The following is a 12,051-nucleotide window of genomic DNA, read 5'->3' as shown; positions in this document are numbered from 1 at the left end:
CGCGCAAACCCATTGGACCACGAGCGTGCAGTTTTTGCGTGCTAATGCCGATTTCCGCACCGTATCCAAACTGTTCGCCGTCGGTGAAGCGAGTGGAGGCGTTATGGTACAATACAGCGGCATCGACGCGAGCGAAAAATTGTTTCACGTGTTCCTTGCATTCGGAAATAATCGCTTCCGAATGTTTCGTACCGTAGCGTTCAATATGCTCAATGGCTTCATCGACCGTTTCGACGAGCTTCACTGCTAAAATTGGGGATAAAAATTCGGTCGCCCAGTCGGCTTCTGTCGCTTCACGAACGAACGGATATGTAGCCGCAAGCTGGTTGTCGCCGCGCAGTTCGATCCCTTTTTCATGCAACGTTTCAAGCAATTCTTTTGTATATGGCCACTTTTCGTGAATCAATACTGTTTCGACCGCGTTGCATACAGACGGACGTTGCAGTTTCGCATTGATGACAATATCAATCGCCATCTCTTTTTTGGCAGAGTCATCAATAAAAATATGGCAATTGCCGACGCCTGTTTCTAATACCGGGATCGTCGCGTTTTCGACGACCGATTGAATAAGGCCAGCGCCACCGCGCGGGATAAGAACGTCTACATATTCTTTTAAACGAAACATATGTTGTGCCGTTTCGCGGCTTGTATCTTCTAGCAGTTGAATCGCATCGATTGGAATGGCAGACCGATTTAACGCTGCTTGCATGACCGAAACGAGCGCTTTGTTCGAGTGAATGGCGGAAGAACTGCCGCGCAACAAGACAGCATTTCCTGTTTTTAAGCAAAGACTAGCCGCATCGACTGTCACATTTGGCCGCGCTTCGTACACCATCCCAACGACGCCAAGCGGTACGCGAATTTGTTTCAAGATTAGCCCATTTGGTCGCGTCCATTGTTCGATCGTTTCACCGACCGGATCTGGTAGGTCGATGACTTGGCGAACGCCATCGGCGATTTGATGGATGCGTTCTTCGGTAAGTTGCAACCGATCAAGCAAGGAAGGGGAGAGCCCGTTTTCTTTTCCAATCGCCATATCTTTTTCATTTTCGTGTAAAAGATATGGCATTTGCGCAATCAACGCTTCTGCGATCATCGAAAGTGCCTCATTTTTTTCTTCCGTCGATAAAATCGCTAAACGTTTCGCGGCTTGTTTCAACTTTTTTGCTTTTGTTAGTAATTCACTCATCCGTTTTCGCTCCTTTCGTTTTAGCGGACAGGCGCCCGTTTTTTTAAACATACTAAGTTGTCGCGATGAATGACTTCTGGGCGGTGGTGGAAAGAATATTGTTTTGCGTGTTCACTTGCCATTCCTTTTACTTTTTGTAAGTCATCCGCCGCATAATATACTTGCCCTCTAGCAATCACATCGCCTTTTTGATTGACGACGTTGACGACATCAAGCGCTTGAAACGAGCCGAATATGTTTGTTACACCAGCAGGTAATAAACTTTTTCCTTTATGCAATAGCGCACTTTCTGCTCCTTCATCAATTTCAATCGTACCTGCGACTTCGGAATGGTACGCGATCCATTGTTTACGCATTTGCATATGTTCTTGAAAAGGGGAGCCGATATACGTTCCGTCGCCTTTTCCTTCTAAAATATGTTTGAGTTTTTCTTTTCCTTTCCCGGTGCCGATAAAGACGCTGACGCCGAAAGAAAGTGCCTTTTGGGCGGCAAGCAGCTTCGATTTCATGCCTCCTGTTCCAACCGTTGACCCGCTTCCGCCTGCTTGTTCCATCAGTTCGTCAGTAATTTCGGAGAGAAAATGATATTTTTTTGCTTCTGGGTGGCTCGGGTGTTGGTCATATAGCCCGTTAATGTCCGTTAAAATGATTAAGGCGTCGGCATGTAAAAAACCGCTCACCAAGGCGGACAATAAATCGTTATCCCCAAATGTCAACTCTTCGACAGAGACAGAGTCGTTTTCATTAATAATCGGAAGCACTCCGCGGTCAAGCAGCATAGAAATTGTCGCAAACAAATTGCGAAATCGCTCGCGGTCGTAAAAATCTGCGCGTGTTAACAACAATTGTCCGATAACGATATCAAACGAGCGAAAGGCGGAAATATAGCTTTGCATAAGCACCCCTTGACCGACTGCAGCAGCGGCCTGTTTCCCTGCCATTGTTTTCGGACGCGAACGATACCCAAGCAACCCAAACCCAGCAGCGACTGCGCCAGAAGAAATGAGAATGACATCGTGCCCAAGCTGTTTCATATACGCAAGTGCTTCAACATGTTCACGAAGCTTTTGTTCCGAAAGCGTTCCGTTTTTTTCGGTTAGCGAGCTGCTTCCGATTTTCACAACGATTCGTTTTCTTTTCACGTTTTCACCCCCCCTAGAAATAAAAAACGCTTTTTCGCCCTTATAGAAAAGGACGGAAAAGCGTTGTTTCCGCGGTACCACCTTTTTTGGCGCAATGCGCCCACCTCTTGCCCTGTAACGTGGGGAGACGGCTTATGTTTGCATAAGCGGCCGTATAGGGTAGGTTCAACCGACTTTCCGTGAGGAACCTTCCAGCCTATGGGTTCCACTCTCTTGCACGTTCCATCGATTTACTCGTCCCGTACCTCATTCCATATATACCTTTTTTCAGAATTATGAAACAAAAGAATGGAAATGTCAACGGATTTTACGACTGTTTGGATAAAAGACGAAGTTTTCGCTCATGTTGGAGTGTTTTGGAAGAAAGCAGATCGACAGTTTCTTGCGTGTCGGTTAATTCATCACGTAGTTGATCAACTTTTTCGTTCAGCTGCTCAAACTGCTTGTCCATTTCTTGTTTAAGAGCGTCAATTTTCGCTTCTAATTTGCTTTCTACATCTCGGATTTCGGAGTGAAGCTGTTGCCCCATTTCTTGCATTTCCGTTCGGAGTTGGCTTCCCATTCCCTGCATTTCGGAGCGAAGCTGTTGCCCCATTTCTTGCATTTCCGTTCGGAGTTGGTTTCCCATTTCCTGCATTTCGGAGCGAAGCTGTTGCCCTATTTCTTGCATCTCCGTTCGGAGTTGGTTTCCCATTTCTTGCATTTCGGAGCGAAGTTGTTGCCCCATTTCTTGCATTTCCGTTCGGAGTTGACTGCCCATCTCTTGCATTCCATCATGAATTTTGTCTGAGAATAGTTCGAGCGCTTTCACAATTTCTTTTACAATCGTTTCTTTCTCCAATTTGCTTCACCCCCCTCTTTATTTTTCATTATAAATGAATGGCGGACAAGAAAAAAGTATGTTTCTCATCATTTTTAAACATGAAAAAGTAAATATATGAAACTTTTACCTAAATTCATACGTTATAATGGAGTAAAGGGGGAGTGAGAAACATGGGACTAGTGTTACAGCATGTAACAAAACAGTTTGGCTCGTTTACAGCAGTAGATGATGTGACATTATCTATTCCAGAACAAGGCATGTTTGGATTTCTCGGAGCAAATGGAGCAGGAAAAACGACAACATTTCGAATGATTTTAGGGTTGCTTGAACCGACGAAAGGGGAGATTACATGGAACGGTAAACGCATCACATATAAGCATAGTCATCTCATTGGATATTTGCCAGAAGAAAGAGGATTGTACCCAAAGTTAAAAGTAAGGGAACAACTCATTTATTTAGGAAGATTACGAGGATTACATAAAGCAGACATTGTAAAAGAAATGCGTTATTGGCTTGAGCGGTTTAAAATACCACAATACGAACATCAAAAAGTAGAACAATTATCGAAAGGTAATCAACAAAAGATTCAATTTATCGCCGCGGTATTACATCGTCCGTCATTGCTTATTTTAGACGAACCGTTTAGTGGACTAGATCCAGTAAATGTAGAAATGTTGAAAAGAGCAGTGATTGACTTACAGCAACAAGGAACAACGATTGTTTTTTCAAGCCATCGGATGGAACATGTCGAGCAACTATGTGAACATATATGCATTATGCATAAAGGAAAACCAATTGTGCACGGATCAATAAAAGAATTAAAGAGATCTTTCGGTAAAAAAAATGTGATCATTCACGGAGAGTTACCGTTTGAAACGTTAGGGAAAATTCCAGGCGTATTGAAAATGGAGAAAACGGTTGAAGGAGTTCGTTTGCAAGTAGCAAATGAAGGTGTATCACAACGCATTCTTGAACATATTTATGCAAAAGGATTTATTCGTACGTTTTCGTTGGAAGAACCGTCGCTTAATGACATCTTTATCGAGAAAGTAGGTGCGGCGTATGAACAATAAATTTTGGATTGTTTTTGCTCATACGTATATGACGAAATTAAAATCAAAATCTTTTTTTATTTCAACCATGATTACTGCTCTCATTATATTTGGTGTTGGTCAGTTAGATCGCATCATTGAAGCGTTTAGCGATGATGGTCAAAAAACAATTGGTGTGATTGATCAGACGAACGGATGGTATGAAACGTTGCAAGCACAAATGCAGTCAAATAAAGAAATAAAACTTGTTCGCCACGATGAAAATGAAGAACAAGCGAAAAAATATGTTCAAACAGAAAAGTGGTATGCGTATATTGTACTCCATGTGCAAAATGGACAACTAAAAGTGGCATATTATGCGAAAAATATTGCGGACAGTGATGTCACTCATGAAATTGAGCAAGCACTACAACAAGTAAAAATTGTGATGATGGCAAAACAAATCGGGTTAACATATGATCAAATCAATGCACTGTATGCACCGATTGCGATAGAAAAAGTAGCGCTTGAAAAACACGCAAAAACAGAAGAACAATTAGAACAAGCTAGAGCGATCGTGTATGTTTTGTTGTTTGCGATGTATATGTTCGTGTTAATGTACGGAAGTATGATTATGATGGAAGTCGCAACGGAAAAATCATCGCGCATTATGGAAATTTTAATTTCAAGCATTTCACCCGTTCAACAATTATTCGGAAAAATTTTAGGGATTGCTTTGTTGAGTTTGACGCAGTTTGTTGTGATTTTCATTGTCGGTTATACATCGTTGAAAAATAGCGATATGTTAAGTCAGTTACTTGGAATGAACGAACTACCGCTCTCTTTGATGATATATGGCATTATCTTTTTCTTGTTCGGTTATTTGTTGTATGCGATGTTATTTGCAGTACTCGGTTCGATTGTTAGCCGAGTAGAAGAAGTACAACAAATGGCTGGACCTGTCACGATGCTCGTTGTTGCCGCATTTATTATGGCGATGTTTGGTTTAAATGCACCGGAATCTCCGTTTATTACAGCAATGTCGTTTGTTCCATTTTTTGCTCCAATGATTATGTTTTTACGAATCGGAATGTTAAATGTTCCAATTTGGGAAATTGCCCTTAGCATTGCTTTGCTTATTGCGACAATCGCTTTTTTATTTGTGTTTGGGTCAAAAATATATCGTGGTGGTGTGCTTATGTACAATCAAGCGTCTTCATGGAAAGATCTTAAGAGGGCATGGCAATTAACGAAAAAGTAAAAAACCGAGCAAAATGCTCGGTTTTTTACATCGGCTTTGTCGGCGTTGGTTTCGCATAGCCTTCTTTATATGTTTCATCAATAAGGTGACGAATATCTTTGATCGACATTCCTTTTTCATATTGCTCAATGGAAATAGCCGCGATTTCTAAACAAACTCCGCATTTTGTCGCATGATCGTCCCAAATGACTGCACCGTTGCTTTTATTTTCATATATAAAACAATCATAATTGTTTTCATGGCCGACTGACTCACCGCATCCACAATAACAAGGAATATTTTCTAACAACTTTTGATGTGTTGCAGCTTGTTCATACAAATGTGCCATAGATTCGTTATGTTTGGCTAAAAAAGACGGCAAACGATGAATCGAAGCTGTTTCCTCGCGTATATCGTTTGATTGATGATCAGCGGTATGATCATTTTCTTTTTGTGCACATCCACTAAATAACAATCCAATAGAAAGCATTGTGCCAACCATCCAATGTTTTTTCATCTCAACCATCCTTCTTCTAAAATGATAAAGCTTTCCGACTTTTTTCACTACTTCTTTTATCTTTTTACTATTATAATAAAAACAATAGTAAATGATAAGGAAAAAGGCGGGAAAAAGATGGAGTACATCGAAGTAAAAGGACAAACGATAGAAGAAGCGATTGAAGAAGGGCTCAAACAGCTTCAAGCTGCGCGCGAAGAAGTAGTCATCGAAATCGTACAACAAGAGCGCAAAAAGTTGTTTGGTATCGTTTCACAACCGGCCGTTGTCCGACTAACGAAGAAGCAACAAATAAAACAAGATGTGCAACAAAAAGAAGGAAAAGCATGGATTGAAGACGGTACGTTGTATTATGAATGTTTGGATGTCAGTCCAACACTTGTGATTGGTGAAGGTGTCATTTGTTTACATAATGGAGAAGTCATCGAAAGAACAATTACGTTACAAGAAGGCGACGATGTCCGTATTTATCCAAAAGAAGAAAGCATTGCTCAATCCGTTTGGAGAATTGATATAGATGCTAAAAAGCTAGAGGCAACGCTGACGTTTGCACCTGGGGTACGGCGTCGATATGTATTGGACGATCAATCCCCTTCTAACAAGTTACGTATACAAGCAAGAATAGAAACTGAGCTTATTTATGATGTGTCATACGAGCAAGTGATGAGGAAACTGCGAGAATTAGGGATTGTGTATGGAGTGAATGAGGAAGCGATTCGTGAAGCACTGCATTCCGAGAAAAAAGTAACCGTCGTCATCGCAAAAGGAATTGAGCCAACGGAAGGAAAAAACGGATGGGTAGAAGTAAAAGTAGGTGAGGGAAAAAGAACACCGAAAACCCGCGAAGATGGAACCGTTGACTATCGTGAAATGGAAATGATCGCAACGGTTGGTGAAGGAGACTTAATCGCCATTGTTCATCCACCACAGCCAGGAAAACCTGGATTGACTATAACAAATGAAGTGATCCCTGTACGCGAAGTTCATCCCGTTGCTGTTAAACTTGGTAAAGGGGTAACGATGGATGAAAACCGTGTTTTAGCAACAACAGGCGGTCGACCACAAATCGCTAAAAAAGGAAAAACAGTTGCCATCTCCATTATTCCGAAGCTTGTTCATGAAGGGGACGTTGATTTATCAGTCGGGAACATTCGTTTTAAAGGGGATGTTGAAATTACAGGTAACGTTCAAGACGAAATGGTCGTGGAAGCGCTTGGTAGCATTATGATTTTCCAAAATGTCAATCGAGCTAAAATTCGTGCGCAACAATCCGTTTTTATTCAGCAAAATGTCATTAGTGGAACAGTCACATCAGGCGAGAATAAGATGCTTGTTACGCAACTTGTTGGTTTATTACAACAAATTCGCCATTCGCTCGAGCGAATGATTGTTGCGATTCAACAACTAATGGTCATGTCTAAAATTCGCGAACAAGATATTTATCCGCTGACAAAGAGATTGCTTGAAAGCAAGTTTCAAACGATAATGGAAGCGATGAAACAGTATAAAACGATGTGTGAGCAAAAGCGCGAACAAATTGGTGAACAATGGTTTGATATTGGCTCACAGTTGGATGGTTGTTTACTTGCCGACCGTCCGAATCATTTTCACTGTTTAGAGGGCATGGCAAATTTGCTTCGAGAACTCAATACATTTATTGGGCAATACGATCGTGAAGAGAACGATGCGATTGAGCTTTCTTATGCTTTAAATAGCGTCATTCACGGAAACGGCGATGTGATTGTAACAGGAAAGGGATGTTACAATTGCAACATTTATGCTGGAGGAATGTTAACTGTTCATGGAGTATTGCGTGGTGGGGAAGCGTATGCGCAAAAAGGAATGAAAATTAAAGAAGTTGGATCTTCGCTTGGTATTAAGACAGTATTAGCTGTGCCAAAAGGGGAGACCATCTATATTGAACACGCATGGGAAGGAACAGTTGTACAATTTGGTAAAAAGACTTACACATTTTATGAAGAGAAAAAACACGTTGAAATGAAATGGGACGACGAACGTCAAGAGATTGTATTTGGATAAAAAAGACGCATGGCCAATAAAGCCGATGCGTCTTTTTATATATTTTTTGGATAATCATATAGTATAATGTAAATGTTCTTAATTTTCTTTCTTTTTTTAAAAAGGAGGGGTTGGAAAATGAAAGCGGTTACGGATGGGGATATTTTATGGACACCGACGAAAGAGCAAATCGAACAATCAAGCGTGAAAAAGTACATGGATTGGCTACAAGCGAAAAAAGGGATTGTGTTTGATTCGCATGCGGCGCTATGGAAATGGTCGGTTGAGAAACTTGAACAATTTTGGGAGACGGTGTGGGAATATTGTGATGTTCAGTCGTCTGCGCCATATACGTGTGTGTTAGAAGAGCGGAAAATGCCGCGGGCAAACTGGTTTCCGGGGGCGCGGTTAAACTATGCGGAACATATTTTTCGCAACATACAGGAAAAACCAGCGCTTTTATTTCGTTCCGAACGCGTTTCGCTACGTGAAGTGACATGGAAAGAGTTAAAACAACAGACGGCAGCGGTCGCTTCGGCACTAAAAAAACTCGGCGTGAAACAAGGCGATCGCGTCGTTGCTTATATGCCGAATATTCCGGAAACGGTCGTTGCGTTTTTGGCGTGCGCAAGCATTGGCGCGATTTGGTCAAGCTGCTCGCCGGATTTTGGGGCCAATAGCGTGATCGATCGCTTCCAACAAATTGAGCCGACGATTTTGTTTGCGGTGGACGGTTGTCAATATAACGGAAAAACGTTTGATAAAGTACCTGTTGTGAAAGAACTGCAAGAAAAACTTCCGTCGCTAAAAAAGACGGTTGTCGTTCCGTATTTACGTGACGATGTAAGCGCGTGGGACGATTCCGTTTTATTGTGGACGGACATGTTGCAAGAAGAAGGCGAGCTTGTGTATGAGCAGGTACCGTTTGCTCATCCGCTTTGGATTTTATATTCTTCCGGGACGACCGGACTGCCAAAGCCAATCGTGCAAGGGCATGGCGGGATTTTATTAGAGCATGTAAAAATTTTATCGATTGAATGCAATATTGCGCGCGATAGCACATTTTTCTGGTTTACAACGACCGGTTGGATGATGTGGAACTTTTTAATTGGTGGGCTGTTAGTTGGGGCAACAGTTGTGTTATATGACGGGAGCCCAACGTTTCCAGATGCGAACGTTTTATGGGAGTTTGCCGAAAAGGCAAAAATTACGCATTTTGGCACAAGCGCAGCGTTTATTAACGTCTGCATGAAGCAAGGCATTCAACCGAAAGAAACCTATGATTTTTCACATTTGCAAGCGGTTCTTTCGACAGGATCGCCACTGACGACCGAAGGGTTTCTTTGGGTGTATGAACATGTGAAAGATGTTTGGCTCGTTTCCTGCAGTGGCGGAACGGACGTATGCACCGCGTTTGTCGGTGGGTCGCCAATTTTGCCAGTTCGTGCAGGTATGCTGCAATGCCGTTCGCTTGGGGCAAACGTACAGGCGTTTGATGAACATGGACATTCGCTAATCAATGAAGTTGGGGAATTAGTCATCACGGAGCCGATGCCGTCGATGCCGCTCTTTTTCTGGAACGACGAAAACGACCGCCGCTATCGCGAAAGCTATTTTGATACGTATCCAGGCGTGTGGAAACATGGGGATTGGATTAAAATTGACGACGAAGGAAGCTGCGTCATTTACGGCCGCTCCGATTCGACGATTAACCGCGCGGGCGTGCGCATGGGCACGAGCGAAATTTATCGTGCGGTGGAAACGGTCGATGGCATTCTTGACAGCTTAGTCATTGATTTAGAAGTGATGGGGCGGAAATCGTTTATGCCGCTGTTTGTCGTTCTTCAGCCAGGGATAGAGCTAGACGACGCATTAAAACAGCGAATAAAAGAAGCAATTAAAGCGCACGTATCGCCGCGCTTTATTCCAGACGCCATTTATCAAGTCGATCAAATTCCGAAAACGTTAAACGGAAAGAAAATGGAAATTCCTATTCGCAAACTTTTACTAGGCTTCCCGCTCGAAAAAGCGGTGAACGTTGGCTCAATGGCAAACCCTGAATCACTTTCTTTCTTTATCGAACTCGCGAAACAATGGGAACATTCGAACGTATAAGCAAGGCTGTTGCTGTTTGGCAACAGCCTTAAAGGTGTGCGCCACTTGACTTTTACGTAAACGTAAATTAAAATAAAATTCAGAAAATTAAAAATAAAGGTGAAGAAGATGTATTATACGATCTCCCAACTGGCCGAGCAGTTTGATATTAGCACGCGAACGATTCGCTATTATGAGGAACGTGGGCTCATTTCCCCGATTCGCACCGAGTCGGGCCAGCGGCTGTATACGAAAAAAGACCGAGCGGTGTTAAAGCTTATTTTACGCGGGAAACGGTTCGGTTTTTCGTTAGAAGAAATTCACGAAATGATTAGCTTGTTTGATAACGATCGCACTGGCCGAAAACAGCTGGAAAAAACAATCGCATACGGCGAACAAAAGTTAAAGGAGGTGACGGAGCGGATTGAAGACTTAATGCAGTTAAAACAAGAAATGGAGTCGATTTTGGCAGATTTTCGCGAACGATTACAAAAGATGGAGGGAACGAAATGAACATTTCCGAGTTGTTAGCGCGTAATGCGCGAAAGTTTCCGAATAAAATAGCACTCATTGATGGTGACGTGTCGCTGTCTTATCGAGAAGTAGATGATACGGTCAATCGGCTCGCTTCTTCGCTTGCTTCGCTCGGCATCAAACGAGGCGATAAAGTCGTATTGTATATGCCAAATGTGAGAGAATTTGTATATGCGTATTTTGCTGTCTTGCGCCTTGGAGCTATCATTGTACCAGTCAATGCGCGGTTAACAGCGCAAGAAGTGCAATACATTATCGAACATAGCGAAGCAAAAGCAGTCATCGCACACGATTGGATTTATCAAGAACTTGCCTCGCTTGTTCGTACGGTTAACGTCATTTGGGTGAAAACAGGAGAAGCGGCAGACGGTTGGCGTTCGCTCACGCAACTCATTGCAAACGGCGATGCCTCCCCGATCGTTTGTCCGCTGAACGAAGATGATGAAGCGACGATTTTATACACATCCGGAACGACCGGTAAACCAAAAGGAGTATTGTTTACAGCGCGCAATATTTTCGCTGTCGCAACGATGATGGCGCTAGAAACGAAAATGGATAAGCATAGCCGCCTGTTGCATATGATGCCGCTTAGCCATTCCGCGCCGCTTCATTTATTTTTTGTCGGCGGTATGTACGTCGGGGCCACCCATGTGTTATCACCAACGTTTTCCCCAGAAGCGTTGTTAGAACTTGTTACAAAACATCAAATTACCCACTTTTTCGGAGCACCGGTCGCCTATTTACTCACCGCAAAACATCCACGACTTCACGAATACGATTTATCGTCCGTCCAATATTGGACGTATGGCGGAGCACCATTATCAGCAAATGAAGTGCAATTTGTCGCCAAACAGTTTCGCACGAATCGACTTATGTGTTTGTATGGATTAACGGAAGCCGGACCGAACGGAACGTATTTATCACCGGAAGAACATGCGACAAAGGCAGGTAGTGTCGGCAAAGATGCCGCCCTTCATTGCGAAGTAAAAATCGTCGATGAACACGGCAATGACGTTCCACCAGGCGAAATTGGTGAAATCATCTTAGCTGGAGAAGGCATTATGAAAGGCTATTATAAAGACGAAGAAAAAACAGCGGAAACGGTGAAAAACGGCTGGCTATATACAGGCGATTTAGCGCGCCGTGATGAAGATGGATACATTTGGATTGTCGATCGAAAAAAAGATATGATCATCTCTGGGGGAGTGAACGTTTACCCGAAAGAAGTGGAAGATGCGCTAAAGCTACATCCAGCGATTGTTGATGTGGCGGTTGTTGGCGTGCCGCATCCGGAATGGGGAGAAACGGTGAAAGCGTTTGTTGTCACAAAAGAACCGATCGAGCAGCTTGCAGAAGAATGTAAACGTTTTCTTTCTGATAAACTTGCGGACTATAAAATTCCAAAGCTATATACATCCAAATTGACATTTTAACCTCTGATTCACGCAGTACACCCGATGCG

General features: G+C 42.8%; 9 protein-coding genes and 1 pseudogene. 6 read left to right on the top strand and 4 right to left on the bottom strand.

Going from position 1 to position 12,051, the window contains the following annotated elements; translation table 11 throughout:
• From CS060_RS13220 to CS060_RS13210, 3 genes are all read right to left on the bottom strand, one after another.
• On the bottom strand, nucleotides 1-1,189 hold a 1,189-nt coding region (locus tag CS060_RS13220; RefSeq protein ID WP_099669039.1), incomplete at its 3' end, for a glutamate-5-semialdehyde dehydrogenase.
• A gap of 20 nt (nucleotides 1,190-1,209) precedes the next feature.
• Nucleotides 1,210-2,331 (bottom strand): glutamate 5-kinase, encoded by a 1,122-nt coding sequence (gene proB / locus CS060_RS13215; protein ID WP_035050077.1) that lies wholly within the window; start codon nucleotides 2,329-2,331, stop codon nucleotides 1,210-1,212.
• 307 nt (nucleotides 2,332-2,638) lie between these two features.
• Nucleotides 2,639-3,172: a DUF1640 domain-containing protein gene (locus tag CS060_RS13210; RefSeq protein WP_035050076.1), complete on the bottom strand. Its 534-nt coding sequence runs from the start codon at nucleotides 3,170-3,172 to the stop codon at nucleotides 2,639-2,641.
• Nucleotides 3,173-3,324: 152 nt separating this feature from the next.
• On the opposite strand from CS060_RS13210, the gene CS060_RS13205 reads away from it, so the two are divergent.
• Together CS060_RS13205 and CS060_RS13200 are read left to right on the top strand one after the other, a co-directional pair.
• The gene (locus CS060_RS13205; protein WP_035050075.1) at nucleotides 3,325-4,227 is read left to right on the top strand and encodes an ABC transporter ATP-binding protein; all 903 of its coding nucleotides are present in this window, start codon (nucleotides 3,325-3,327) and stop codon (nucleotides 4,225-4,227) included.
• Complete coding sequence (locus tag CS060_RS13200) at nucleotides 4,217-5,446, top strand: ABC transporter permease (RefSeq protein ID WP_099669038.1); 1,230 nt, start codon at nucleotides 4,217-4,219, stop codon at nucleotides 5,444-5,446. Before CS060_RS13205 ends, CS060_RS13200 begins: the two co-directional genes overlap by 11 nt.
• Before the next feature lie 25 nt (nucleotides 5,447-5,471).
• Here the strand turns inward: CS060_RS13200 and CS060_RS13195 are convergent, their stop codons facing one another.
• Nucleotides 5,472-5,942, bottom strand: coding sequence for a PCYCGC motif-containing (lipo)protein (locus CS060_RS13195; protein WP_035021000.1), 471 nt, complete (start codon nucleotides 5,940-5,942; stop codon nucleotides 5,472-5,474).
• Between the two features lie 117 nt (nucleotides 5,943-6,059).
• Between CS060_RS13195 and CS060_RS13190 the strand changes: the two genes are divergently transcribed.
• The 4 genes and pseudogenes from CS060_RS13190 to CS060_RS13175 all read left to right on the top strand — a co-directional run.
• Nucleotides 6,060-7,982 (top strand): FapA family protein, encoded by a 1,923-nt coding sequence (locus tag CS060_RS13190; RefSeq protein ID WP_035050073.1) that lies wholly within the window; start codon nucleotides 6,060-6,062, stop codon nucleotides 7,980-7,982.
• Nucleotides 7,983-8,099: 117 nt separating this feature from the next.
• The gene (locus tag CS060_RS13185) at nucleotides 8,100-10,076 is read left to right on the top strand and encodes an acetoacetate--CoA ligase (RefSeq protein ID WP_035050072.1); all 1,977 of its coding nucleotides are present in this window, start codon (nucleotides 8,100-8,102) and stop codon (nucleotides 10,074-10,076) included.
• Nucleotides 10,077-10,184: 108 nt separating this feature from the next.
• Nucleotides 10,185-10,568 carry a MerR family transcriptional regulator gene (locus tag CS060_RS13180; RefSeq protein ID WP_035050070.1) on the top strand — a complete coding sequence of 128 codons (384 nt, stop codon included), beginning with the start codon at nucleotides 10,185-10,187 and terminating at the stop codon, nucleotides 10,566-10,568.
• Nucleotides 10,565-12,001, top strand: a pseudogene (locus tag CS060_RS13175) (class I adenylate-forming enzyme family protein); the annotation flags it as partial. The gene CS060_RS13180 and the pseudogene CS060_RS13175, both read left to right, overlap by 4 nt.
• Nucleotides 12,002-12,051: the final 50 nt, after the last annotated feature.

The organism is Anoxybacillus flavithermus (assembly GCF_002742685.1).
GTDB lineage: Bacteria > Bacillota > Bacilli > Bacillales > Anoxybacillaceae > Anoxybacillus > Anoxybacillus flavithermus_E.
The sequence above is the reverse complement of the archived record's forward strand: the minus strand, read 5'-3'. Positions and strand labels throughout refer to the sequence as shown.